The sequence below is a fragment of the Streptosporangium sp. NPDC049376 genome, from assembly GCF_044466505.1.
Taxonomy (GTDB): Bacteria; Actinomycetota; Actinomycetes; order Streptosporangiales; family Streptosporangiaceae; genus Streptosporangium.
Map to the genome: position 1 here is coordinate 429,577 of NZ_JBITMT010000005.1, position 23,877 is coordinate 453,453.

Here is a 23,877-nt window from a genome sequence, read left to right on the forward strand (position 1 = left end):
CATGCAGTCCTACTCGAACGCGGCGGCGCCGACCCCGCTGCTGGGCGAGACCATCGGCGACAACTTCGAGCGGACCGTACGGCGCTTCGGCGACCGCGAGGCGCTCGTCGATGTGCCCTCCGGTCGCCGCTGGACCTACACCGAGCTCGACGCCGACGTGAACCGGCTGGCCCTCGCGCTCCTGGCCTCCGGGATCGCCAAGGGGGACCGGATCGGCATCTGGGCACCCAACTGCGCCGAATGGGTGATCGTCCAGTACGCCACCGCGAAGATCGGCGCGATCCTGGTCAACGTCAACCCCGCCTACCGCAGTCACGAGCTCGACTACGTCGTCAGGCAGTCGGGACTGCGCCTGCTCGTCAGCGCGCTCACGCACAAGGGCAGCGACTACCGCGCGATGGTCGAGGAGATCGGGTTCACCGACGTCGTCTACCTCGGCGACCCCGGCTGGGACCGGCTGCTGGCGCTGACCGCCCCCGAGGAGCGGCTGCGCGAGCGCATGGCCTCGCTGGGCGCCGACGACGCGATCAACATCCAGTACACCTCCGGCACGACCGGCTTCCCCAAGGGCGCGACGCTCTCGCACCACAACATCCTCAACAACGGGTTCTTCGTCGGCGAGCTCCTCCACTACGACGAGCACGACAGGGTGTGCCTGCCGGTGCCCTTCTACCACTGCTTCGGCATGGTGATGGGCAACCTCGGCGCCACCTCCCACGGCGCGTGCGTGGTCATCCCCGCGCCCGGCTTCGACCCCGAGGCGACGCTGCGGGCCGTACAGCAGGAACGATGCACCTCCCTGTACGGCGTGCCGACCATGTTCATCGCCGAACTCGCCCTCGCGGGGCGGTACGACCTGTCCAGCCTGCGCACCGGCATCATGGCGGGCTCGCCCTGCCCCGTCGAGGTGATGAAGCGCGTCGTCACCGAGATGAACATGGCCGAGGTCGCCATCTGCTACGGCATGACCGAGACCTCGCCCGTCTCGACCATGACCAGGTTCGACGACAGCCTGGAGCGCCGCACCGAGACCGTCGGACAGGTGATGCCGCACGTCGAAGTCAAGATCACAAGCCCGGAGAGCGGGCTGACCGTGCCGCGCGGCGAGCCGGGTGAGCTGTGCACGCGCGGCTACTCGGTGATGCTCGGCTACTGGAACGAGCCGGAGCGTACGGCCGAGGTCATCGACGACGCCCGCTGGATGCACACCGGCGACCTGGCCACCATGGACGCCGACGGCTACGTCAACGTGGTCGGCCGGATCAAGGACATGGTCATCAGGGGCGGCGAGAACGTCTACCCGCGCGAGATCGAGGAGTTCCTCTACCGCCACCCCGACATCGCCGACGTGCAGGTGATCGGCGTGCCCGACGAGAAGTACGGCGAGGAGCTCATGGCCTGGATCGTCATCCGCGAGGGCGGCGTCCCCCTGACCGCCGAGGCCGTCAGGGAGTTCTGCGCGGGCAAACTCGCCCACTACAAGATCCCACGCTACGTCCACGTCGTCGACGCGTTCCCGATGACGGTCACCGGCAAGATCCGAAAGGTCGAGATGCGCGAGGAGGGGGTGCGCCTGCTCGGGCTCGACCGGTGAGCCGGTCATGAGGCCCGTGGTCACCACTCGTCTCGGGTGGTGACCACGGGCGCCCTGCCTGCGTGGCGCCGTCGGAGCGGGCGGGATCAGGCCCGCGTCGAGGCCCGCTCCACGAGTTCGGGCCGGAAGACGACCTGCCTGGGCTCCTCCGTTCCCCGGCCCGACGCCTCCTGGAGCAGCAGGTCGACCGCCGTCCGGCCGAGCAGGGCCGCCGGCTGCCTGATCGAGGAGAACGGCACGATCGCCGTGGCGGCGAAGTCGATGTCGTCGTACCCGATCAGCGCCATGTCCTCGGGAACCCGGAGCCTTCCCCGCAGCATGAGCGCCTGCAGCAGTCCCATCGCGAGCAGGTCGTTGGCGGCGAACACCGCGTCGGGGCGCTCCGCGGGGGAGCGCTCCTGCAGGGCCTCGCCGACGGCACAGCCCTCCGGCACGGTCAGGCTCCCGGTCGGGACCACCTCGATCGCGGCGCCCGCGACCTCGGCGACGGCGCGGCGGGCGCCCTCAAGACGGTCGGAGACCTGCCGGATGCCCAGCGGCCCGCCCACGAAGGCGATCCTGCGGCGGCCCCGCCCAAGCAGGTGCCGTGCGGCGAGGAACCCGCCTGCGACGTCGTCGACCGCCACCGAGGAGAAGCTGCGAGGGGGAGCCTGCCTGTCGACGAGCACGACCGGGGTGCCGCCGCGGCGCAACCGTTCGAGCCTTGCGAGATCCTCGTTGAGCGGCGTGATCAGCAGGCCGTGAACCCGCTGCTCCTCGAAGAGATCGAGATACGCCGCCTCGCGGGTGCCGTTCGCGCCGCTGTTGCCGAGCAGCACGGTCAGGCTCTCCGCGGCGGCCCGATCCTCGGCGCCGCGCGCGACCTCGGTGAAGAAGGGGTTGCGCACGTCGAGCACGACCAGGCCGATCGAACGACTCCTTCCGGCCCGTAACTGCCGGGCCGCGTCGTTGCGGACGAAGCCCAGTTCCTCGATCGCGGAGAGCACGCGTTCGACGGTCGCCGGGGCGACCTTGTCCGGATGGTTCAGGACATTGGAGACGGTGCCCACCGAGACCGACGCCGCGGCTGCGACGTCGCGGACGCTCACCGTCATGGGTTCTCCCTCGCTGCGTCGGTCCGGCCCCGGATCGCCGGGACTCTTCGAGAAGATAGCGCGCCGCGGCTGGCGTGACTTGCCCGCGCCGGGTCGTTGTAACTACAGTTTGAAACGTTTCAATTCTACCCTTCACGCTCTCGGCCAAGCCCCGCCACCGCGAAACCCGTTCGACGGCGGCATCCGACCGGCAGAAAGAGACGACCGTGACCACGCTCTCCCCCGACATCCTGGCCGAGCTCGAACGGCAGGCCATCGAGTTGCCGAGCTGGGCGTTCGGCAACTCGGGCACCCGCTTCAAGGTCTTCTCGACGCCGGGCACGCCGCGCGACCCGTACGAGAAGATCGCCGACGCCGCACAGGTGCACGCGTACACGGCCCTCGCGCCGACCGTGGCCCTGCACATCCCGTGGGACAGGGTCGACTCCTACGACGACCTGCGCCGGCACGCCGAAGGGCTCGGCGTCGCCCTCGGCACGATCAACTCGAACACCTTCCAGGACGACGACTACAGGTTCGGCGCCCTCACCCACGAGGACCCGAGGATCCGGCGCAAGGCGATCGACCACCACTTCGAGTGCATCGACGTCATGCACGCCACCGGCAGCCGCGACCTGAAGATCTGGCTCGCCGAGGGCTCGAACTACCCGGGCCAGGCCGACCTGCGCGGCCGCCAGGACCGCCTGCACGAGTCACTGAGGACGATCTACGACCGGCTCGGCGACGGGCAGCGCCTCGTGCTTGAGTACAAGTTCTTCGAGCCGGCGTTCTACCACACCGACGTGCCCGACTGGGGAACGAGCTACGTCCAGGTCGCCGCGCTCGGCGACAGGGCCGTGGTCTGCCTCGACACCGGCCACCACGCGCCCGGCACCAACATCGAGTTCATCGTCATGCAGCTGCTGCGCCTCGGCAAACTCGGCTCCTTCGACTTCAACTCGCGCTTCTACGCCGACGACGACCTCATCGTCGGCGCGGCCGACCCGTTCCAGCTGTTCCGCATCCTCTTCGAGGTCATCCGCGGCGGCGGCCTCAACCACCCCGACGTCGCGTTCATGCTCGACCAGTGCCACAACGTCGAGGACAAGATCCCCGGCCAGATCCGCTCGGTGCTCAACGTGCAGGAGATGACCGCGCGCGCCCTGCTGGTCGACCGTGCGGCCCTGGCCGCCGCCCAGCGCGGCGGCGACGTGCTGGAGGCCAACCACGTCCTCATGGACGCCTTCCACACCGACGTGCGCCCGGCCCTCGCGGAGTGGCGCGAGTCGCGGGGCCTGCCCGCCGACCCGATGAGGGCCTTCGCCGCGTCGGGCTACCTCGCCAGGACCGCCGAGGAACGCGTCGGCGGCACACAGGCGGGCTGGGGCGCGTGAACCCGTACGGCCCTGTGACCACCATCCGCCACACCGAAGGACTCCACTCATGACGAACCAGGCAGCCGCCGACCTCATCGCGCGGTCGAACCGCCTCGGCGCCGACCCGAAGAACACGAACTACGCAGGAGGCAACACCTCGGCGAAGGGCACCGAGACCGACCCGGTCACGGGCGAGCCCGTCGAACTGCTCTGGGTGAAGGGCTCAGGAGGTGACCTCGGCACCCTCACCGAGGCCGGACTCGCGGTGCTGCGCCTCGACCGGCTCCGCGACCTCGTGAAGGTGTACCCCGGCGTCGAACGCGAGGACGAGATGGTCGCCGCGTTCGACCACTGCCTGTTCGGCCTTGGCGGGCCGTACGGCGGAGCCGGCGCCGCGCCGTCGATCGACACGGCCATGCACGGCCTCGTCGACGCCGCGCACGTCGACCACCTGCACCCGGACTCGGGCATCGCCGTCGCGACCTCCGCCGCGGGCGAGGAGCTCACGAAGAGGATCTTCGGGGACCGGGTCGTGTGGGTACCGTGGCGCCGCCCGGGCTTCCAGCTCGGCCTCGACATCGCGGAGATCAAGGCGAAGAACCCGCAGGCGGTCGGCTGTGTCCTCGGCGGCCACGGCATCACCGCGTGGGGCGAGACCTCCGAGGAGAGCGAGCGGAACTCGCTCTGGATCATCGACACCGCCGCGGCGTACATCGCCGAGCACGGCAGGCCGGAACCGTTCGGCGCGGTCGTACCGGGCTACGAGCCGCTGCCCGAGGCCGAACGGCGCGCGAAGGCCGCCGCGCTCGCGCCGACGATCCGCGGCCTCGCGTCGCACGACAGGCCGCAGCTCGGCCACTTCACCGACGGTGAGGCGGTGCTCGACTTCCTTTCCCGAGAGAAGCTGCGGCCGCTCGCGGAGCTCGGCACGAGCTGCCCCGACCACTTCCTGCGCACGAAGGTGAAGCCACTCGTGCTCGACCTTCCGGCGTCGGCGAGCGTCGAGGAGAGCATCACGCGCCTCAGGGAACTGCACGAGCGCTACCGCGCCGACTACCAGGCGTACTACGACGCCTACGCGACCGAGGACTCTCCCGCGATCCGCGGCGCCGACCCGGCGATCGTGCTCGTGCCCGGCGTCGGCATGTTCTCCTTCGGCAAGGACAAGCAGACCGCGCGCGTGGCCGGGGAGTTCTACGTCAACGCGATCAACGTGATGCGCGGCGCCGAGGCGCTGTCGACCTACGCCCCCATCTCCGACGAGGAGAAGTTCCGCATCGAGTACTGGGCGCTTGAGGAGGCCAAGCTGCGGCGGATGCCGAAGCCCAGGACGCACGCCACGCGCGTCGCGCTCGTCACCGGCGCGGCCTCCGGCATCGGCAAGGCCGTCGCCACCCGGCTCGCGGCCGAGGGCGCCTGCGTCGTCGTCGCCGACCTCGACCTGGAGAAGGCGCGGGCGGTCGCGGCCGAACTCGGCGGCACGGACGTCGCGATCGGCGTGTCGGCGAACGTGACGGACGCCGCCCAGGTGAAGGCCGCGATCGACGAGGCGGTGCTCGCCTTCGGCGGCCTCGACCTCGTGGTGAACAACGCAGGACTCTCGCTCTCGAAGCCGCTCCTTGAGACGACCGAGGCCGACTGGGACCTGCAGCACGACGTCATGGCCAAGGGCTCGTTCCTCGTGTCGAAGGCCGCCGCGCGGGTGCTCATCGAGCAGGGACTCGGCGGTGACATCGTCTACATCTCCTCGAAGAACTCGGTGTTCGCCGGCCCGAACAACATCGCCTACTCGGCGGCGAAGGCCGACCAGGCCCACCAGGTGCGTCTGCTCGCGGTCGAACTGGGGGAGTACGGCGTCAGGGTCAACGGCGTCAACCCGGACGGCGTCGTGCGCGGCTCGGGCATCTTCGCCTCAGGCTGGGGCGCCAACCGGGCGAAGACCTACGGCATCCCCGAGGAGGACCTGGGCAGGTTCTACGCCCAGCGCACGATCCTGAAGCGCGAGGTGCTGCCGGAACACGTCGCGAACGCGGTGTTCGTGCTCACCGGCCCCGAACTCGGCCACACCACCGGCCTGCACATCCCGGTCGACGCGGGGGTCGCCACCGCGTTCCTGCGATGACCGCCGGGTCGGTCGCCGCGGTCGACCTCGGGGCCACCAGCGGCCGGGTCGTCGTCGGGCACGTCGACCAGGCGGCGGGCGCGCTCGGGCTCGACCACGTCGCGAGGTTCCCGAACGGGCCCGTGCGCCTGGCGTCGGGCCTGCACTGGAACCTCACCGGCCTGTACCGGGACCTCACACACGGGCTCGCGGACGCCTTCCGCCGCGAGCCCGGCGTCACGTCGATCGGCGTGGACTCCTGGGCCGTCGACTACGCGCTGCTGCGCGGCGACCGCGTCCTCGGCGAGCCGTTCCACTACCGCGACGAACGCAACGAGGCCGCGGTCGAGGCGGTGCACGCGCGGGTGCCGTTCGAGGAGCTCTACCGCCGCAACGGCCTGCAGTTCCTGCCCTTCAACACCGTGTACCAGCTCGCGGCCGAACGGGCCGGCGGATGCCTCGGCCTCGCCGACTCGCTCCTGCTCATCCCCGACCTCGTCGGCTTCCAGCTCACGGGCGAGAAGGCCGCCGAGCGCACCAACGCCTCGACGACCGGACTGCTGGAGGTCAGGACGGGCGAGTGGGACCGCGAACTCGCCGACCGGCTCGGGCTCGACGCGTCCGTACTGCCCCGCCTCGTCTCGCCGGGCGCCTCGCTCGGCGGCCTGCGGCCCGAGGTCGCCGCGGAACTCGGCGCTCCCGCCGGGACGCGGGTCGTGGCCGTCGGCTCGCACGACACGGCCTCGGCGGTCGTCGCCGTGCCGATGCGTCCCGAGGCCGCGGCCTACATCTCCTGCGGCACCTGGGGCCTCGTCGGCGTCGAACTCGAACGGCCGGTGACCACGGACGCCGCGCGCGAGGCGAACTTCACGAACGAGGGCGGCGTCGACGGCCGGGTGCGCTTCCTGCACAACGTCATGGGGCTCTGGCTGCTGTCGGAGTCGGTGCGCTGGTGGGAACGCGACGGGTCACCGATCGACCTGCCCGGGCTTCTCGCGCAGGCGGCCGCGGTCACGACCGCGGTGCCCGTGTTCGACGCGAACGACCCGCGCTTCCTCGCCCCGGGCGACCTGCCGGGGCGCATCACGCGGTGGTGCGCGGAACACGGGGTCGCCGCGCCGCGAAGCCGTGCGGAGTTCGCCCGCTCGATCGTCGAAAGCCTGGCCGAGGCGTTCGCGAACGCCGTGCGCACGGCGTCGGCCCTCTCGGGCGTCGGCGTCGAGACGATCCACGTCGTGGGCGGCGGCGCGCTCAACACGCTGCTCTGCCAACGTACGGCCGACCGCTCGGGCCTGCCGGTGCTGGCGGGCCCCGTGGAGGCCACGGCCATCGGCAACGTCCTGATCCAGGCCCGCTCCGCGGGCTTCGCCAACGGCGACCTGGAGACCCTCCGCTCCCTCGTCGCCCACGCCTTCACCCCGACCCGCCACGACCCGGCCTGCTGAACACCGGGCACCGGCGGGGGCGTGGACGCGCTGGAGGGGCACGGCAGGACGTGGGTCCGTTCGCCGGAGACGTGGGCGAGGGCCTCGGGATGCCGGCCTCGTGAACCGCGACCTGGCGTGTTCGCAGTGGTTCCGCGCTGCGCCATCCGGCCAGGGATGCGGTTTCGGCGCGGATGCCGTGCCGTACGGCGTGGCGGCGGGAGCGAAGGGTTCACGGTACGGCGAAGCAGGCCGAGCGTGGAAAGCCGGGGCGTCCCACCTGTTTCGCCGGCCTTCTCGTTCGAGAACCGCGGTGTCCCGCTCTCACCCGGTCTCGTTGTGCACGAGCAGCACGAACGTCCGAGCGTAGGACAGACCTTCGGCCGGTCGAGGCCAGTCCAGATCGGCCAGCATCTCCGAGGCCGCCTCGTGACGGACGCCGTTGACCCGGATTTCGGTGGTCTCGGTGTCCTTGCCACCGCCGAAGAACGCCTTGATGCCGATCAGGTGGTCACGCTCGAACGTGCTCCCCAGCACCGGGGCCAGCCGGGGCAGAAGCGGGTTGTCCACCGCCCAGTGCTGGACGGCCAGGAAGTCGTCGCCCGTGCCCCACCCGGTGATACCGCCGTGGATGGCGTGCCAGCCGGGGAACCCGTCGGGCGCGTCGGCGGCGAAGTGCCCGGCGAAGGAGCCGTCCTGGCTGAGAAGTTCGAAGAGGGCGCTGCCGGTGGTGCCCAGCCAGAGCTGGATCGCACGATCCACGGCCTCCTCGGTGGTGCCGCCGTATCCCACGACGCAGTCGCTGATCGTGGTGTCGTCCGGCCGGTCGACGTTGAGAACGAAATCAAGGTCAAGGTGGCCGGGACTGCCGGTGTGATCCTCGCCGAGCACGACGGCGACCGAGCCGGACCCTCTGACCATGCCGTCCGTGACGTGCCAGGGCTTGTCCGTGGCCTCGGTCAACCGCCGGGCGACCATATCCAACACGACCTCGTCCGGCAGCCGGTCATCGTCCATGACGACTCCTTCCTCACGTTCACCATGATCGTTACGAACCAGGGCAAACCGTACCGCACTGCAGGTAACCGCCACCGTTGCGGTTGATCACCGCCGTACGGCGTGAGGCCACCGAGGATCCTCCGGCCGCGGGCAGTCGCATGGGCCGGAGGTTCCGGCCGGTACGCCAACCGCGTCGTCAGCCGGGACCAGGTGGCCGAACCCTCCTGGGGCGTGCCGAAGGCGGTTCGCAGGCGCTCCCACGGTCGGACACATCCGGCCCGTCACCCCTCACAATGAAGGAGATGCCATCCACTCCTCTCGCGCGCGCCACGGCCTCTCTGCACGGACTGGCCCTCGGCGACGCCTTCGGTTCCCAGTTCTTCGTTCCGGCCAGTCGTCACGCTCTCTCTGGCCGTCTGCTTCCGCCCGACCCGTGGCAGTGGACCGACGACACCGAGATGGCGTGCTCCATCTACCGCGTCCTGGCTGATCACGGTGTCGCCGACCAGGACAGGCTCGCCGCGAGCTTCGCGGCCCGTCACGATTTCGACCGCGGGTACGGCCCGGCCACCAACCGGATGCTTCGCCTTGTCCGTGAAGGCGGCGACTGGCGGGCGCTTTCGGCTGAGTTGTTCGACGGCAAGGGCTCATGGGGCAACGGCGCCGCGATGCGAGTGGCACCGCTCGGTGCCTGGCTCGCCGATGACCTCGCGGAGGTCGTCCGACAGGCGGCCCTGTCGGCGCAGGTCACCCACACACACCCGGAAGCGGTGGCCGGAGCCGTCGCCGTAGCCGTGGCTTCGGCGACGGTGGTCAGGGAACCCGACCTCTCCCCAGGGCGGTTTCTCGACAGGGTCAGGGAACACGTGCCCGTGAGCCTGGTCCGGGAAGGCATCGACGAAGCCCGCAGGCTCCTCACCATCGGTGATCCCGTGCTCGCCGCTCAGACCCTGGGGAACGGGCGACAGGTCAGCGCCCACGACACGGTTCCCTTCACGCTCTGGGTGGCGGCCCGCGAACGTCGTGACTTCGAAGCGGCCATGTGGACCACCGCGACAGCCGGCGGCGACGTCGACACCACCTGCGCCATCGTCGGCGGCGTCATCGCGGCTTCAGGGACCCTCGGCTTTCTCCCTCCGGAGTGGGCAAGCAGATGCGAACCACTACCGAACTGGGCGGGAGCCCCACCACTCACCCTATGAGCCGGACGTCTGCGCCAAGGACCAACCGCGGACAGCCGTATGAGCGGATCACGATGCCGATGCGCACCTACGCCTGGGAAGTGGACGCGAACGGAGAGTTCGACGGCGAGCGGGCCGACGCCGCGTCGCGTGCGCACGCCGCCGCCCTCCCCGCCGCTTACAAGAAAGCCGACCCCGGCACCGTGACTCTGTCCCGGCTGGACGCCTCCGCGCTGACCGGCCCCGTCCCGTTGCCCGCCCCGGACGCTCCGGAACTCTCGAACGACGTTCCAGGCTCCGGCGGCTGTGCCAAGGATGTCGGCATGTGGTGACTGCGCCCGTGGCCTGACGAACGGTGCGCCCCCGTCCTCCATGGAGGTGGGGGCGCCGTCATGCCGTTCAGCGCCGCGTCAGTCGAGCAGGATGATCCTGTAGCCGAGGAGGGTGCCCGAGATGTACGCGGACGAGATCTCGCCCACCCCTACTGGGTCGCCATCGCGGTAGATGTACCCCACCTGGGGTTTACGTGCAGGCCCTCGGCGGGGATCGCCTGCTGGCCCGTGCCGCCCGTGCACTGGCTGTAGGCGGTGTTACCCGAGTGCCACGCGGTGCAGCCTGTCAGGGCGGCGTTGGGCGGGGGATGCGGAGCCCACCAGCAGGGAGGCGGTGAGCAGGGCGGTGGCGGACGCGGACGTAACCCGGTTTCTTCTCATGTGCGCTTCCTCCGGTTCCGAAGGTAAATGGCACTTCCAGTAAGAAACTTTCCTAAGCGGACGATACGCACCAGGAAGGACGAGGCAAGCGCTTTCCACGCCTTCGCCAAGCCGAGAACGCCTCCGTCCGGAAGGACCGGGCGTCGTCATGTGAGGAAGTCTCGCTGCAGGCCACAGACGGCTCCTGCTCGGACGTGTTGCGACCCCTCGTGGGGGCGATGAGGACGCGGCGTCCCGCACGGGACGTGAACGGCGTCTGCGCGCTGTGACCCCTCACGGGGTGATGAGGCGAGTACCAGAACGGCGGCGTCTGGCCTTGCATGTCGCGAACCCTCACAAGGGCGATGAGGCAAGGTCGGGGAGTCGCCGGTTCCGGTGTTCTTGCTGCGATCCCTCTGAGGATGATGAGCCCCCTCAGTCTGCTCCGCGACGTCGACGACCGCAAGCGACAGCGCCCCCGCCTCCATGCTGGAGGCGGGGCGCCGGCCCCTCACAGGGGCGATGAGGATGATGAGGAAGGCCGGGCAGGGGACCGCGCCGGGCGAGACTCCCGGCTAGTGGCGCGTCACCGAACCTTGCTGGGCTATTTGATCTGACGGGGTGAGCCCGGCAGCCTGGTCCCGGAGTAGTTCTGGGAGGTGGTCGTGGCGCGTAAACCCGAGGTGTTCGTCCGTGCGTTGACGATGGAGGAGGGACGGCGCCTGCAGAGGATCACCCGCTCCGCCAAGGATCCGGTGAAGCTGCGGCGAGCCATCGTGGTGCTGATGTCCGCGCAAGGGCAATCCGCTTCCGCCATCAAGACGTTGATGCAGGTCAGCGACGACTACGTGCGCCAGGTGGTGCACGCGTTCAACGAGCGGGGGTTTGATGCCCTGGACCCAAAATGGAGCGGGGGCCGTCCACAGAGGATCAGTGAGTGGGTGCGCGAGCGCATCTGCCTCATCGCCCGGACGACCCCCGCCGAGTGGGGCATCACCGCCTTTTCCACCTGGAGCCTGTCCAAGCTCGCCGCCCACCTGGTCGAGGTACGGCTGGTGACCTCGATCAGCCGTGGGCACCTGGCGCGGATCCTCAAGGCCGGCAAGGTGTCATGGCAGAGCACCACGACGTGGAAGAACAGCAACGACACCGACTTCGTCGCCAAGATGCAGCGCGTCCTGGCCCTCTACGACACCCCACTCAAGGACGGCCGAGTGATCTGCGTGGACGAATTCGGGCCGCTCAACCTGCAACCTCGCAAGGGCAAGGCCTGGCGGCCGGGCAAGAACCCCCGCCGCCTGCGGGCCACCTACAACCGCTACAGCGGGGTCATGCACCTGCTCGGCGCCCTGGACCTGGCCACCGGGAAGATCTACTACCGGATCCGTGAGCGCAAGCGGTGGCGGGAGTTCCTGTCGTTCTGTAAGTCTCTGCGCGAGCGCTGGCCCGGCGGCACGCTCCACCTGATTGTGGACAACTACTCGCCGCACAAGCATCCCCAGGTCAAGGCCTGGGCCGTCGCCAACGACGTCGAGCTGGTGTTCCTGCCGACCTACGCCTCCTGGCTGAACTGGATCGAATCCGAGTTCGCCGCGCTGCGCTACTTCGCCCTCAACGGCACCGATCACCGCAGCCATCCCGAGCAGAACGCCGCCATCGCCTCCTATGTCCGCTGGCGCAACCGGCACGCCCGGCCTAAGGTCAGCTTCGCGGCCAGCTCCCCGATCCGCTCATGGACCAGTTACCCCGCCAAGGTTGCGTGACGCACCACTAGCCGGCGAATTCGCAGTCATACCCCGTCACATTGGGCTGCCCTACTCCGGCCATCGTCACACGGCAGTCGAAGACATAGCCCCAAGACGTGACCGCGATCCGAGTGGGCCCGTTGACCGGTCTGGGCCCGTCACAGCCATTGGCGTCCAGGAACGGCGTCCGCCTCCCGGACCAGGTCAGGCTGCCGCCGTCCCACCACCTCGCCGTCGCGCAGACGAACTCCGGCAGAGGATCGGAGAAAGCGGCCGGAACGGCCATCAGTGGGGCGGCGAGCACCGCAGCCGCGGCGGTGACGGCGAAGCGCTTGCAGGACATGGGGGCGCCCTTTCACGGAGGGGGCCGGCGAGACCGTTCGGGGGAGCGCCTCGAAGGTAACCCGGGAGAGCGGTCTCACCCCTTGGCCAGAAGTGGACATTAAAGAGTTCGGTAAGCGCTTTCTGTGCCTTCGCCAAGTCGAGAGCGCCATCGATCGCCCGCGCCTGAGCGAAATTAATAAGGAAGCTTCGGAAAGTGTTTTCGGGCTACCGTAAACACCATTGCGCGGCTCCCGAATAAATGCCACCCTATGTCTGTCGCGGCCGCGGCCTCCAGCAGGGTCTAAGTAAATGAAATCCCCATGAAGAAAGGGCGCTCTCATGCGCAAGGAATCCGCGCGTCTCGCCGCGCGTACGTTGACCGCCTTGGCCGTGGCGGTGATCGCAGGGATGGGCGCGCTTCCAGCCTCGGCAGCCCAAACGGCCCCTCAGGCCGGATTGTTCTGCACCTACCAGCACAAGGACTTCGGCGGCGCGCGCGAGTGCTTCTCGGCGCCCGGCGGGGCTCTCACATACAACGACAACCAGGTCAGTTCGGTGTACAACGACACCGGCTACCTGCTGTGCGCACGAGACACCGCGGGCGCAAGCTTCGAGTTGGCCGTTGACCACGGCCACTACTACAAGAACCTCACGAAGGACACCTATCCGGGCGGCGGCTCCTGGAACGACCGCATTTCTGTGATCGAACCCTGCTGACCCCTCCGGCATTCATCACCCGCAGCGAATGCCCCGGATAACACAAGAAACCGACCCTCTTCGCCGTGTCTGAAATATCAAATGTCCTGTCAGTCGAAGGCTGGCAGGACATTGTGATGTCGCGCGAAGGCGTCCCGCCGTCCACCGGGCCGTCTCGGTGGCGGGTCCAGAGTCGCCGACTGCGTGAACCTCGCTGTTTCACGAACACCGCCGAGGCCGGGCACGAGGGCGGCGTGACAGCCGACCGGGTAAGCGACTGATTCAGGCCCGGTCCGGCAGGTCGCGGAACGGCACCATGCGACCGAAATATGAGAAAGCGTTAGCTCCTCGACCCGGGCATTCGATGGTCATCTTGAGGTGAGCATTCCTGCCTTGCAGAGGAGCCATGTGGTGAAGATCCGCATCCTGCGCGCCGTAGCGGTGCTCGTGCTCGTCTCGGGAGTCAGCGCCCTGTCCGGTGCGATGACCGCGACCGCCGCCGACACCGCCACAACGTCCGCTGCTGAGGCCCGTTCCTCTGTGTCCCTACCGCCGGACTGGTACCGGCAGGGACCTTTCTCCTCCCAGGAGGCATGCCGGGCGGCCCGGCAGGAGGGCGCCGACCGGGGCGACTACACCTCGGCGAGCGGCTGCTACCACTACGACGGCGGCCAGGGCTGGCCGACGGGCTGGTACTTCGACGTGTACCTCCCATGACCCTCAGCACGGCACAAACCGGCCCGTTCATCGGACCATGCCGCCGAAATATGGGAAACCGGGAGCTCCCCGCCCCGGCCGATCGGTGCTCATCTGAAGGCGCCCCCACCAGCCGCAAGGAGACCTCGTGAAAATCCGTCGACTGTCCACCGCAGCCGTACTGGTGGCGATGAGCGCCGGCGTCCTGGCCGGCGCGACACCCGCCGTCGCCTCCAGCCGGGCAAGCGCCACCACCGCCTCTGCCGGTGAGCACCCCTCCCTGATGGAGCAGTGGTATCGAAGAGGCCCCTACCCGACCCTGGCCGCCTGCAATGCGGCGCTGCTGGAGGTGTTCACCGACCTGCCGATAACCGACTGCTACTACTACAACGGCGATCCGCGCCCGGGGATGCGGGGGTACTACTACGACATATACCTGTGACGAACGGGACGTATCCCGTCCGCCTGTCCCGTGGCCGGCGCGGTTGGCGCCCCCGCAGTCTCCGACCGGAGGCGGGGGCATCCTGCTGTTCGCCTGCGCACGATCATCCTGCCCATGCAACCCGCCAGGCGGCTTCTACGCCTCACCCAGGTACGAAGAACCACCACCCGATCGAGGAACACCACTACCCGCGACGCTCTCGAAGCCGCCATGACCATGACGCCGAAGACGGAGGCACCGCCGACGCGGGTCTTCACATCGACCGCGGGAGCACGTGCCGCTCTACCTTGACGGCTCTCATGGCCGTTGTCGCTGTTCTTCACAGGGCTGGGCCGCAGCTGAACGGAGCGGGGCAGGAACTCGACGCCGAAACCGCAACCGAAGTCCTGCTCAGGATCTATGCCAAGTGCATCGCCGGCCAGGACGAGGCCGCCAAGCGCCGAATCGCCGAAGCGCCCGGGAGGAGACGGCGCGTGATCCGCGGCAGGCCTGGAAACTTGTGTACGCATTAGACACAACCAGCCGCAGTCGCCCGCCCCCAACCGCACATGTCAAGAGAGCCTCTGCCCGGCGTCGCCGCTGGTCAGAGGATCTTTTGGCTGGTCATGCGAAGCGCGCCCTGCAGGATTCGAACCTGCGACCGTCGGAGTAGAAGTCAAGGATGCAAGCCCGAACCGCTGCGGCAGGGAGTGCGCCAGCACCTCCAGGCGGTCAAGCACATGCGGTTCGACCACATCACCGAACGCCTCACAGCTCGCAGTCCCAGAAAAGAGGAGAGCGAGCTGCTCGGCGGCTCCAAGCCCGTCCTCGGCGTGCTGGCCACCGTGCACGATGCGGCGGGAGCCGTGCTGATGGTTCTGGAAGCGGCCTTGCCAGGTGATCTTCATGAGCTGCAGGATGTCTACCCCGTGACATAGACCGACGTCGGATGGTGCCATGCAAGGCGTTCCACCTGCTGTCAGCGACGAGCCGCTCAAAGAGTCGTTCTGACGTGGCTCAAAAGGAGGCTGTCTCGTAGTCACCCTCCTGCCGGTGATCGGCCTGTTCCTCCTCATCAAGATCCCTATGTGGGTCAATGACGCGAAGCTGGCAGCCATGGTCGACAGCTTTGAGAGCTACCCGCTGCCGCCGAAAAGCGAACTGATGGATGATGGCTCCGATGCGTCCATCGCACTCCGCGGCAGTGGCGACCACTGCGACTACCGCGCCCGGTTCACACTGCGTACGGCGCTCACCGGTCGCGAACTGACCGAGTACTACGATCGCGCGAACATCGCGGGCGTCGATGGCTCCTCGCCGGACATCACCGTGTGGCTGTCGGAACCGTCGAAGCGTTCCGCGTACTTCTCGGAGGCGGAGGCCACCAGAGGGGTGGCGATCGTGGAGCTCTATGACGGCACCGGCCCTGGCCTGGACTTCCGCTGCCGTTGATCCGCCGAGCCCTGTTGTCGTGGCGGCTAAGCGCCTATCCAGAAGTTCTGCGCGTAACCAGGCGTGAGATCACCGGGGCATGAGGGTGTTGACACGGGCCTCGCCGGGGGTTGGATCGAGGTTGCCACAACGTCCACCCACCGGCGAGGTCGTGGTCAGTATGCGCCCGCCCATCGTGTTTGCCCAAGCCCCGGCCACCTCGATCGATCAGCTACACGCCCAGCTGCGCGGCCACTGGCGTCCGGCGCTGCGCGCGGTGATGGTTCTGTTGTCGCTGTACGGCCTGCCGGCGGCGCAGATCGCCGAGCTGCTGGGCTATGACGCCGCCACGGTGCGCCGATGGATCGGCCGCTTCAACCGTCACGGCCTGGCAGGACTGGCCGACCGGCCCCGCCCGGGCCGCCCCCGTCTGGGCGGGGAGCGCTTGACGGGCCGGATCGCCGCGCTGCTGGCCCGGCCGGGGCCGTGGACTCTTGCGCGGCTGTGGCGCTACCTCAACCGGCCCCGGTTGAGCAGGCGCACGCTGTATCGGCGGGTGCGTCAAGTTGCCGTCTGGCGGCGTCCCAAGCTGGTGGCCCGGGGCGATCCGGACCGGTGGCGGACGGTGGCCGCCATCGCCGCGCGGCTGCGCGCGCTGCCGCGTGGAGCGGTGGTCTGGGCCGCCGATGAAACCCACGTGAACCTGCTGCCGCACATCCGAGCGGGCTGGACGTTGCGCGGCGCTCGCCCGGACGTTGTCACCCCGGGTAAGAACCGGCAGGTCACCGTGTTCGGCGCGGTGGAGCTGACCACGGGGCGGTGGGTGTATCGGCTGGGCCGCCGGTGCGCGGCCGACTTCCTGCAGCTGCCGGGTGAGGTGGCCGCCGCGTTCCCGGAGGCCCCGAAGATCGTGGTGATCTGCGACAACGACAGCATTCACCACGCCCGGGCCGTGGCGTCCTATCTGCGGGCGCATCCGCGGGTGGGGATGTCGTACGGGGCGCGCTACAGCCCGCACGACAACCCGGTCGAGCGGATCTGGGCCGCGCTCAAGGCGTTCATCGCCAACACCGCCGTCACCTGGCCCGGCCGCCTGCGACAGATTCATGTCTTCTTCCGCGCGCGTTCGCCGGACCAGTTGCTGGCCACCGCCGCCCCGTGGACCAGCCCCTGGCTCCCGGCCGGTTACAAGCGGAACTTCTGGAATGCCGCTTAGAACGGAAGCCGTAGAGGCGGGGCGCCGTCATGTCTGAACCCTCGAAGGGCGGTGAGGAAGTCTCACTGGCAGGCGACGGCCGATGGCATCTTGGATGTGTTGCGAACCCTCGTAGGGCTGATGAGTACATACAGGCGAGAGCGGCCCGAGATCTGAGTGACTTACAAGTCACGATCCCTCACAGGGTGACGAGCCACCAGTCTGGCCCGCGACGCCGACGGCCGCAAGCAACGGCGCCCCCATCCTTCTGGGCGGGGGCGCCGTCGAGCCGCTACAGCCAGACGCATTCCTTCGCGTTGGCGAACACGTTGGAGCTGTCCAATACGAGCACTCCCGCGCAGCTATAGCTCTGGCCCCAGGGGGTGATGGTGATCACGCCGGGACCGGAGGACAGCGGGGTCATGGGCCCGGTGCATCCTTCTCCGGTCAGCCACAGGAAGTGGAACATCGGCTCGCCGCTCTCCATCCTTCCCTGAGCGCAGACGAAGGTGCGGTCGGTGGAAGCGGTGGCCGGGGCCGCCGCCAGCGGAGCCGCGAGAACGACGGCGGCGGCGGTGACGGCGAGGCGTTTGATCAGGGACATGGGGGTGCCCTTTCATGAAGGTTGGCGAGACCGTTCGGGGGAGCGCCTCGAAGGTAACCCGGGAGAGCGGTCTCACTTCCTGGCCGGAAGCGGACAACGACGCCCCCGCCTTCCTGGAGCCGCACCGCGAGGGCGTCGCCGTACCGCTCGGCGTCGCGTCAGTCGTACAAGGCGATGCCTCGGTCCTGCACGGTGCCCGGGAAGTCGATCGACGATATCTCGCCCACCTCCGCCCGAGGCGGTGCCTCCGCCCTTCCGGACGGTGGCGTCCTGCTGTGCGACCGCGTGTCAGGGTTGGCAGTAAACCGGTGCTTAATGGCATTTTTTCTTATGGCGTAAATGTGTGGTGTGCGTGACCCTCGGAAATGAAAATCCTCACTCCGGAAGGTGCGCAAATGATCTCCAATCTGAAGTGCCGGAAGAAGAGCATCGCGCTTGGTATAGCCGCTTTGTCCACGCTCGGCGTGCTCGCAACGTCGGGCACGGCATCTGCGTCCAGCACGGCTGAAACAAAGGCACTCGCCTGCGGCTGGGACCCCACCCCGGCCCTCGCCGCCGCCTACTACAACCACTGCGACCCCAGCACTCATGTCCTCATCCGCGTAGAACGGACGTGGCCGCTGAGCGACTACGACCGGTGCGTCGGGCCAGGAAGGACCTACCTCGGCACTACTTACGAGGTTCATAACGCCTGGTACAAGGGCTCTCTCTGCTGAGCCGAATCAGCTCTTGACGTCCGCTGCTCCCCAAAGCGGCGGACGTCTGCATTTGTCGGCGTCAGAGGCTCATTGGATTTTCCTGGTAACGTCTTTTAACGATTTTCAGGCGAAGTGGATCGGATGTCAAAATGCGGAAATCTCTGCAATTCAGAGGTATCGCCGGCCGTCTCGGGCCGTGACTCGTTTGGCCGGTCGGCGGTGGCAGATGAGGGCCGCGGCGATTGCGGCGAAGGACGCGAAGTGGCCTGCTCGGCGATACACCGGCGCCGACGAGTGGTACACCTTCACCAGCTCCCCCATCCCGCTTAGACCGTGTCCTACATGGTGAGTTTGAGATGTCGCTTATGACAGACGAGGGCCGCAACGAGAGTGAGAAGGCCAAGTAGACGTGGGGGTAACGCTCGTAACGGGGTGACAGGCGCCGGTAGCCGAGCAGCCAGGAGATGGTCCGCTCGATCACCCACCGATGGCGGCCCAACCGCTGACCGGACTCGACGCCCTTGCGGGTGATACACACCCCGATACGCCTGCCGCACAGCCGTCGCCGCAGCTCGGGATGATCAAAGGCCTTGTCGGCGTGAAGCTTGCCGGGCTTGCGACACCCGCCCCGAACCGGGTCGTGTCTCAACGGGAGGGCGAGCACCATCGGCTTCAACCGGCGGCTGTCGTGGAAACTGGCCGCCGACAGGCCGACGACCAGGGGCAGTCCGGCCGCATCCGACAGGATGTGCAGCTTGGAACCGGGTTGACCCCGGTCCACGGGTGAAGGACCAGTGTGTTCGTCCCCTTTTTTGGCCCTCACGTGCGCCGAGCCGAGCACCACGCGCGACACATCCAGCAGGCCGTCGTCGGCGAGCCGGTCCAGGACGGCCTGATGCAACCGATGCCACACTCCAGCCCGCGACCAGATCAAAAACCGGCGGTGCACAGTCGACTTCGAGGCGGCGAAACACGGCGGCAGCGCCCGCCAGGCGCATCCGCTGACCAGCACGCAGACGACCGCGGCGAACACCGCCTCATCAGCGACACCGACGATCCCGCCGCCCTGCGGGCGCACCCGCGGCGCCGACGGCGACGGCGACGGCCGCACGATCTCCCACAGCCCCGCCGGGACAATCCAGTCCCATTGCCCGCCGTCCAGCTGAGTTCAACGACTCACTCACCATGTAGGACAACGCTGTAAGTCTTCACGCGGCGCAACGGCGAGGCCCTGCGGGAGGAGTTCGCGAGCCAGCGGTTCGAGATTCTCATCCGGCGGGCCGGCCTTCCGCCGATCCGGTTCCACGACCTCCGGCACAGCGCGGCCTCGCTCATGCTCGCCGCGGGGGTGCCGATGAAGGTGGTGTCGGAGACGCTCGGGCACTCGCGGTTCTCGTTCACCGCTGACGTCTATACGAGTGTCGTCCCGGAGGTGGCCGAGGCGACGCTGGCGATCATCCCGCGTCGGTCCCGAACGGCGTCTGCCTGACGCGATGGTCTGGCAATGGTCTACCAGGGGCCTTTCTGAGCCAGGTCATACATAGCGCGCCCTGCAGGATTCGAACCTGCGACCGTCGGATTAGAAGTCCGGTGCTCTATCCAGCTGAGCTAAGGGCGCTCCCGCTTAATTGTGCATGATCCGGGGAGTGCGTACGCATCGGTTTCCCGTCTGTGTCGCGAGGATCACTCCGCAGGCCGGGGGCAGGGGAGCGTACCCAGGGGACATCTGCCCGGCGGAGTGGTCGTAGGGGCGGTGATCTGCGGCGCGTTGGGCGTTTCACCGGAAATCGTTCTCCTCGAAGGGAAAGGCGGTCTACGCTCGTATGCCATGTTCGCCGTCACGTTCCAGAAGGAGATTCCCCTGCTGGGCGGTGACGTGACCGACGGTGTCGTGCGGGTCGGCGACACCGTCCGCAGACCGGTCCGTACCTCGACGCGGTCGGTGCACGCGCTGTTGCGGCACCTGGAGAGCGCCGGATTCGACGGGGCGCCGAGGACCATGGGGTTCGACGAGGAGGGCAGGGAGATCCTGACCTACGTCGTGGGGGAGTCGGCCCCCAGGCCGCTGCCCGCCTACGCGCTCACCGACGAGTCGCTGGTCGCCCTGGCGGAGTTGCTGCGGCGCTTCCACGACGCCTGCGCCGGGTTCGTCCCGCCCCGGGGCGCCTGCTGGGAGACGGGGTCCAACGACGACGCGCCCGCCGAACTGGTCGGCCACTGCGACGTCAACCTCGACAATGTGATCTTCAGGGACGGGCTGCCCGCCGCGTTGATCGACTTCGACATGGCCAGGCCGACGACCCGGTTGTTCGACGTGGTGACGACGTTGCGGCACTGGGCGCCGATCGCCGACCCCGTCGACCTGGAGCCGCTCCAGGCCGATCTCGCGGTCGGGCCGAGGCTGCGGCTGTTCTGCGACGCGTACGGCCTGGCGGCCCGGGACCGTCGCCGCCTGCTCGACCTGTCCAGGCTTCGCTTCAACCGCTCCTACGTCGCCATGCGCGCCAGGGCGGAGTCCCTGGGCGGTGGCTGGGCCCGGATGTGGGAGGGTGGCGCCGGGGCACGCATCCGTCGGGCGTGCGCCTGGCTTGAGAGGAACCAGGACCGGCTTCATGGCCATCTCATCTGAAACCCGGGCAGAGGCTCTGGGGATGCTCGCCGGAGTCGTCGCGGACGCCGTACTGGGTGATCCGAGGCGTGGACATCCGGTCGCGTTGTTCGGCCGGGCCGCGGCGGCGCTGGAGAGCCGTCTGTACGGCGACGCCCGCCCCGCCGGGGTCGTCCATGTCGCGTTGTGCGTCGGCCCGGTGGCGTTGCTCGGGGTGGCCGTGGCCAGGACGGGCAATCCGGTGCTGCGGGGCGCGCTGAGCGCGGTGGCCACCTGGGCGGTGCTCGGCGGCACGACGCTGGGGCGCGAGGGCGTGGCGATGGCGGAGTTCCTTGAGGCGGACGACCTCGCGGGCGCACGCGGCAGGCTCTCGCACCTGTGCGGGCGCGATCCCTCCCGGCTTGAGGCGGCGGAACTGGCCAGGGCGACGGTCGAGTCGGTCGCGGAGAACACCTCGGACGCCGTGGTCGCGCCGCTGTTCTGGGGGGCGGTGGCCGGGGTTCCCGGGCTGCTGGCCTACCGGGCGGTCAACACCCTGGACGCCATGGTCGGCCACCGCAGCGCCCGCTACGAGCGGTTCGGCTGGGCCGCCGCCCGGCTCGACGACGTCGCCAACCTCGCCCCGGCACGGATCACCGGCCTGCTCACGGCCGTGTGCGCGCCCGTGGTCGGCGGCTCGGCCCGGCGTTCGGCACGGATGCTGCGCAGGGACGGTCACCGCCATCCCAGCCCGAACTCGGGTCGCTGCGAGGCGGCCTTCGCCGGGGCGCTCGACGTCACGCTCGGCGGTGTCAACGTGTACGGCGACCGCGTGGAGCACCGCCCGGAGATGGGGGACGGCCCCAAGCCCTCGGTGCCGGACATCCGCCGCGCCGTACGGCTGGCCAGGGCGGTCGGGTTCACCGCGGCGGGCGTGGCGGTGCTGGCGACGCTCCTGCGTCGACGGCGGTAGGGGCCTCTGAGTTCACGGCGCCGGAAAGGGCCTCCTGTGCCGGCGGCGCCGGGAGCGATCCTTTGCGCCTGCGGCGGCAAGAGAGGCGAGAGCGGTCCCCGGCGGTGCGAGCGAGCCCCAGGCCCCGGCTCCCGGGCCTGCATCGACGAAGGCGGCGTTTTTCGGACCCACGCCGACAGGGTCCGCCCACGCCGCCAAGCCGACATGGGCGGTACGGCATGCTGTGAGGTATGACGAGCCTTCCCCCACATGATGCTCCGGCCCCGGTCAAAGGGGCGTTGCTGGTCGCCGGGACCACCTCGGACGCGGGCAAGAGCGTCGTCACCGCCGGGATCTGCCGCTGGCTGGCCAGGCAGGGGGTGCGGGTGGCGCCGTACAAGGCGCAGAACATGTCGCTGAACTCCTTCGTCACCGCCGACGGCGCCGAGATCGGCAGGGCGCAGGCGATGCAGGCCGCCGCGTGCGGCCTTGAGCCCTCCGCGGACATGAACCCGATCCTCCTCAAGCCGGGCAGCGACCGGCGCAGCCAGGTCGTGGTCATGGGCAGACCGCTGGCCGAGGTGGACGCCATGGAGTACTGGGACGTCAAGGAACGGCTGCGCCAGGTGGCCGTGGACGCGCTCGGGCGGCTGCGGGAACGCTACGACGTGGTGGTCTGCGAGGGGGCGGGCAGTCCCGCCGAGATCAACCTGCGCAGGGGCGACATCGCGAACATGGGCCTGGCCAGGGCGGCGGACCTGCCGGTGGTCGTGGTCGGGGACATCGACAGGGGCGGCGTCTTCGCCTCGCTGTACGGCACGGTCGCCCTTCTCGATCCGGACGACCAGGCGCTGGTGGCCGGGTTCGTGATCAACAAGTTCAGGGGGGCACCGGAGATCCTCGCCCCCGGCCTCGACATGATCAGGGGACTGACGGGCCGCGAGGTGTACGGCGTGCTGCCCTGGCTGGACGGCCTGTGGCTGGACGTGGAGGACTCCCTGGCCCTGAACGGCAGGCCCACGGCCGCCCGCCCGCCGTACGGCCGGCAGACCCTGAGGGTCGCGGTGGTGAGACTGCCGAGGGTGTCCAACTTCACCGACTTCGACGCGCTGGCCGCGGAGCCCGGGGTGACGGTCAGGTTCGTGACCTCGCCCGCCGAACTCGACGACGTCGACCTGGTGGTGCTGCCAGGGTCCAGGGCCACGGTCTCCGACCTGGCGTGGCTGCGCGCGAGCGGACTGGCCGACGCGCTGCCGGGGCGGGCGGTGCTGGGCATCTGCGGCGGTTACCAGATGCTCGCCGGGGCGATCCACGACGACGTCGAGTCGGGGGAGGGGACGGTCGAGGGGCTGGGGCTGCTGCCGGCGACGGTGGAGTTCGCCGCGGAGAAGACGCTGGGGCGGCCCTCGGGGGTCGCCTACGGCTGCCGGGTCGAGGCCTACGAGATCCACCACGGCGTGGTGACCGCGCACGGGGGAGAGCCCTTCCTCGACGGCTGCCGATCCGGCTCGGTCTGGGGCACCACCTGGCACGGGGCGCTGGAGAACGACGACTTCCGCAGGGCTTTCCTCGCCGACGTCGCGGCCGTCAGCGGGCGTGACTTCGTCCCGGCTCCGGACGTCTCCTTCGCCGCGTTGCGGCAGGAGAGGCTGGACGCCCTGGGCGACATGGTCGAGCGGCACCTGGACACCGGCGCCCTGTTCCGGCTGCTCGACGGCGGTGCCCCGCGGGGTCTGCCGGTGCTGCCGCCGGGCGGGTCCTTGCGTGAAGCGCCGGACTTCTCGCAGAATTTCGCACAACAGAAGCATGGGAGGTGAGTGATGCTCCGGCTCGTACTGCCCCTGCTCGTCATCGCGGTGATCATCCTGGTGGTCGTCCGCCCGGGGCCGCTCGTGCGCATGCTGCGGGGGAAGCCGCGGCCCGCGCTCGAAGAAGACCCTCGTGAGATCCTCAAGCGCCGTTACGCGGCGGGAGAGATCGACGAGGACGAGTACTTCCGTCGCATGTCGGGGCTCTCCCAGGACTGGTAGCTCCGTGGTTATCCGGATTTTTCAGTAACCGGCGTCTTTTTGGTTGATCATTGGAGGG

At 69.0% G+C, this 23,877-nt stretch carries 22 protein-coding genes, 1 tRNA gene and 1 pseudogene; 18 read left to right on the top strand and 6 right to left on the bottom strand.

The genetic code is table 11. The annotated features are described in order from the left end of the window. Position 1: 1 nt before the first annotated feature. Positions 2-1,594, top strand: coding sequence for an AMP-binding protein (locus tag ACIBVQ_RS17485; protein ID WP_399178491.1), 1,593 nt, complete (start codon positions 2-4; stop codon positions 1,592-1,594). 86 nt (positions 1,595-1,680) lie between these two features. On the opposite strand, the gene ACIBVQ_RS17490 is transcribed toward ACIBVQ_RS17485, so the two are convergent. Beyond that, on the bottom strand, positions 1,681-2,688 hold the full coding sequence (locus ACIBVQ_RS17490; protein WP_386186755.1) for a LacI family DNA-binding transcriptional regulator: 1,008 nt from the start codon (positions 2,686-2,688) through the stop codon (positions 1,681-1,683). A gap of 206 nt (positions 2,689-2,894) precedes the next feature. On the opposite strand from ACIBVQ_RS17490, the gene rhaI reads away from it, so the two are divergent. From rhaI to ACIBVQ_RS17505, 3 genes are read left to right on the top strand one after another with little or no spacing between them, the layout of a single operon-like run. Then, a complete protein-coding gene (gene rhaI, locus ACIBVQ_RS17495; protein ID WP_362909057.1) occupies positions 2,895-4,061 on the top strand; it encodes an L-rhamnose isomerase in 1,167 nt (388 codons plus the stop codon). A 49-nt stretch (positions 4,062-4,110) separates the two neighbouring features. Next, positions 4,111-6,165, top strand: a complete 2,055-nt coding sequence (locus ACIBVQ_RS17500; protein WP_352010631.1) for a bifunctional aldolase/short-chain dehydrogenase — start codon at positions 4,111-4,113, stop codon at positions 6,163-6,165. Continuing rightward, the gene (locus ACIBVQ_RS17505; RefSeq protein ID WP_399178494.1) at positions 6,162-7,589 is read left to right on the top strand and encodes a rhamnulokinase family protein; all 1,428 of its coding nucleotides are present in this window, start codon (positions 6,162-6,164) and stop codon (positions 7,587-7,589) included. The genes ACIBVQ_RS17500 and ACIBVQ_RS17505 overlap by 4 nt, the downstream gene beginning before the upstream one ends. A 303-nt stretch (positions 7,590-7,892) precedes the next feature. Here ACIBVQ_RS17505 and ACIBVQ_RS17510 read toward each other — a convergent pair whose 3' ends face one another. Further along, positions 7,893-8,585 (bottom strand): DUF6348 family protein, encoded by a 693-nt coding sequence (locus ACIBVQ_RS17510; protein ID WP_399178496.1) that lies wholly within the window; start codon positions 8,583-8,585, stop codon positions 7,893-7,895. 275 nt (positions 8,586-8,860) lie between these two features. Between ACIBVQ_RS17510 and ACIBVQ_RS17515 the strand changes: the two genes are divergently transcribed. The 6 genes from ACIBVQ_RS17515 (at position 8,861) to ACIBVQ_RS17540 (ending at position 14,343) form a co-directional block, all read left to right on the top strand. Further along, complete coding sequence (locus ACIBVQ_RS17515) at positions 8,861-9,769, top strand: ADP-ribosylglycohydrolase family protein (RefSeq protein WP_399178498.1); 909 nt, start codon at positions 8,861-8,863, stop codon at positions 9,767-9,769. Next, the gene (locus ACIBVQ_RS17520) at positions 9,766-10,080 is read left to right on the top strand and encodes a hypothetical protein (protein ID WP_399178500.1); all 315 of its coding nucleotides are present in this window, start codon (positions 9,766-9,768) and stop codon (positions 10,078-10,080) included. The genes ACIBVQ_RS17515 and ACIBVQ_RS17520 overlap by 4 nt, the downstream gene beginning before the upstream one ends. Positions 10,081-11,105: 1,025 nt before the next feature. After that, entirely contained in the window at positions 11,106-12,203 is a 1,098-nt protein-coding gene (locus tag ACIBVQ_RS17525) for an IS630 family transposase (protein ID WP_399178502.1), read from the top strand. A 645-nt stretch (positions 12,204-12,848) separates the two neighbouring features. Beyond that, on the top strand, positions 12,849-13,226 hold the full coding sequence (locus ACIBVQ_RS17530) for a peptidase inhibitor family I36 protein (RefSeq protein ID WP_352010638.1): 378 nt from the start codon (positions 12,849-12,851) through the stop codon (positions 13,224-13,226). Between the two features lie 390 nt (positions 13,227-13,616). Next, positions 13,617-13,922 carry a hypothetical protein gene (locus ACIBVQ_RS17535; RefSeq protein WP_399178505.1) on the top strand — a complete coding sequence of 102 codons (306 nt, stop codon included), beginning with the start codon at positions 13,617-13,619 and terminating at the stop codon, positions 13,920-13,922. Between the two features lie 127 nt (positions 13,923-14,049). Further along, a complete protein-coding gene (locus ACIBVQ_RS17540; RefSeq protein ID WP_362773468.1) occupies positions 14,050-14,343 on the top strand; it encodes a hypothetical protein in 294 nt (97 codons plus the stop codon). Between the two features lie 551 nt (positions 14,344-14,894). On the opposite strand, the gene ACIBVQ_RS17545 is transcribed toward ACIBVQ_RS17540, so the two are convergent. Next, positions 14,895-15,230 carry a hypothetical protein gene (locus ACIBVQ_RS17545; RefSeq protein ID WP_399178507.1) on the bottom strand — a complete coding sequence of 112 codons (336 nt, stop codon included), beginning with the start codon at positions 15,228-15,230 and terminating at the stop codon, positions 14,895-14,897. A gap of 145 nt (positions 15,231-15,375) precedes the next feature. Between ACIBVQ_RS17545 and ACIBVQ_RS17550 the strand changes: the two genes are divergently transcribed. Further along, on the top strand, positions 15,376-15,774 hold the full coding sequence (locus ACIBVQ_RS17550; protein ID WP_399178509.1) for a hypothetical protein: 399 nt from the start codon (positions 15,376-15,378) through the stop codon (positions 15,772-15,774). A 160-nt stretch (positions 15,775-15,934) separates the two neighbouring features. Further along, positions 15,935-16,969: an IS630 family transposase gene (locus ACIBVQ_RS17555; RefSeq protein WP_399178510.1), complete on the top strand. Its 1,035-nt coding sequence runs from the start codon at positions 15,935-15,937 to the stop codon at positions 16,967-16,969. A 271-nt stretch (positions 16,970-17,240) separates the two neighbouring features. On the opposite strand, the gene ACIBVQ_RS17560 is transcribed toward ACIBVQ_RS17555, so the two are convergent. Continuing rightward, positions 17,241-17,552, bottom strand: coding sequence for a hypothetical protein (locus ACIBVQ_RS17560; protein WP_399178512.1), 312 nt, complete (start codon positions 17,550-17,552; stop codon positions 17,241-17,243). A gap of 395 nt (positions 17,553-17,947) precedes the next feature. Between ACIBVQ_RS17560 and ACIBVQ_RS17565 the strand changes: the two genes are divergently transcribed. Next, complete coding sequence (locus ACIBVQ_RS17565; RefSeq protein WP_399178514.1) at positions 17,948-18,268, top strand: DUF6355 family natural product biosynthesis protein; 321 nt, start codon at positions 17,948-17,950, stop codon at positions 18,266-18,268. A gap of 320 nt (positions 18,269-18,588) precedes the next feature. Here the strand turns inward: ACIBVQ_RS17565 and ACIBVQ_RS17570 are convergent. Further along, positions 18,589-19,412 (bottom strand): IS5 family transposase gene (locus tag ACIBVQ_RS17570; RefSeq protein WP_399178606.1). Its coding sequence is split into 2 segments (ribosomal slippage): positions 18,589-18,641 and positions 18,641-19,412, totalling 825 coding nucleotides; the frame shifts between segments, so codons are not numbered across the junction. Positions 19,413-19,466: 54 nt separating this feature from the next. On the opposite strand from ACIBVQ_RS17570, the pseudogene ACIBVQ_RS17575 reads away from it, so the two are divergent. Continuing rightward, positions 19,467-19,739: pseudogene (locus tag ACIBVQ_RS17575) on the top strand (tyrosine-type recombinase/integrase); the annotation flags it as partial. 55 nt (positions 19,740-19,794) lie between these two features. On the opposite strand, the gene ACIBVQ_RS17580 reads toward ACIBVQ_RS17575, so the two are convergent. Next, positions 19,795-19,868 (bottom strand) — tRNA-Arg (locus ACIBVQ_RS17580). A gap of 210 nt (positions 19,869-20,078) precedes the next feature. On the opposite strand from ACIBVQ_RS17580, the gene ACIBVQ_RS17585 reads away from it, so the two are divergent. The 4 genes from ACIBVQ_RS17585 (at position 20,079) to ACIBVQ_RS17600 (ending at position 23,819) form a co-directional block, all read left to right on the top strand. Then, positions 20,079-20,879, top strand: coding sequence for an aminoglycoside phosphotransferase family protein (locus tag ACIBVQ_RS17585; RefSeq protein WP_352010642.1), 801 nt, complete (start codon positions 20,079-20,081; stop codon positions 20,877-20,879). Further along, entirely contained in the window at positions 20,863-21,810 is a 948-nt protein-coding gene (locus ACIBVQ_RS17590) for a cobalamin biosynthesis protein (protein ID WP_362773448.1), read from the top strand. Before ACIBVQ_RS17585 ends, ACIBVQ_RS17590 begins: the two co-directional genes overlap by 17 nt. A 230-nt stretch (positions 21,811-22,040) precedes the next feature. Then, on the top strand, positions 22,041-23,606 hold the full coding sequence (locus ACIBVQ_RS17595; protein ID WP_399178516.1) for a cobyric acid synthase: 1,566 nt from the start codon (positions 22,041-22,043) through the stop codon (positions 23,604-23,606). 3 nt (positions 23,607-23,609) lie between these two features. After that, entirely contained in the window at positions 23,610-23,819 is a 210-nt protein-coding gene (locus ACIBVQ_RS17600) for an SHOCT domain-containing protein (protein WP_362773442.1), read from the top strand. The last annotated feature ends 58 nt before the right edge of the window (positions 23,820-23,877 follow it).

Coding starts and splice junctions, on each gene's coding strand:
- ACIBVQ_RS17485 (WP_399178491.1), top strand. CDS start 2: ATGCAGTCCTACTCGAACGCGGCGGCGCCGACCCCGCTGCTGGGCGAG.
- ACIBVQ_RS17600 (WP_362773442.1), top strand. CDS start 23,610: ATGCTCCGGCTCGTACTGCCCCTGCTCGTCATCGCGGTGATCATCCTG.
- ACIBVQ_RS17590 (WP_362773448.1), top strand. CDS start 20,863: ATGGCCATCTCATCTGAAACCCGGGCAGAGGCTCTGGGGATGCTCGCC.
- ACIBVQ_RS17565 (WP_399178514.1), top strand. CDS start 17,948: ATGATCTCCAATCTGAAGTGCCGGAAGAAGAGCATCGCGCTTGGTATA.
- ACIBVQ_RS17515 (WP_399178498.1), top strand. CDS start 8,861: ATGAAGGAGATGCCATCCACTCCTCTCGCGCGCGCCACGGCCTCTCTG.
- ACIBVQ_RS17545 (WP_399178507.1), bottom strand. CDS start 15,230: ATGAAGATCACCTGGCAAGGCCGCTTCCAGAACCATCAGCACGGCTCC.
- ACIBVQ_RS17510 (WP_399178496.1), bottom strand. CDS start 8,585: ATGGACGATGACCGGCTGCCGGACGAGGTCGTGTTGGATATGGTCGCC.
- ACIBVQ_RS17530 (WP_352010638.1), top strand. CDS start 12,849: ATGCGCAAGGAATCCGCGCGTCTCGCCGCGCGTACGTTGACCGCCTTG.
- ACIBVQ_RS17500 (WP_352010631.1), top strand. CDS start 4,111: ATGACGAACCAGGCAGCCGCCGACCTCATCGCGCGGTCGAACCGCCTC.
- ACIBVQ_RS17585 (WP_352010642.1), top strand. CDS start 20,079: ATGTTCGCCGTCACGTTCCAGAAGGAGATTCCCCTGCTGGGCGGTGAC.
- ACIBVQ_RS17560 (WP_399178512.1), bottom strand. CDS start 17,552: ATGTCCCTGATCAAACGCCTCGCCGTCACCGCCGCCGCCGTCGTTCTC.
- ACIBVQ_RS17555 (WP_399178510.1), top strand. CDS start 15,935: ATGCGCCCGCCCATCGTGTTTGCCCAAGCCCCGGCCACCTCGATCGAT.
- ACIBVQ_RS17505 (WP_399178494.1), top strand. CDS start 6,162: ATGACCGCCGGGTCGGTCGCCGCGGTCGACCTCGGGGCCACCAGCGGC.
- ACIBVQ_RS17490 (WP_386186755.1), bottom strand. CDS start 2,688: ATGACGGTGAGCGTCCGCGACGTCGCAGCCGCGGCGTCGGTCTCGGTG.
- ACIBVQ_RS17520 (WP_399178500.1), top strand. CDS start 9,766: ATGAGCCGGACGTCTGCGCCAAGGACCAACCGCGGACAGCCGTATGAG.
- ACIBVQ_RS17595 (WP_399178516.1), top strand. CDS start 22,041: ATGACGAGCCTTCCCCCACATGATGCTCCGGCCCCGGTCAAAGGGGCG.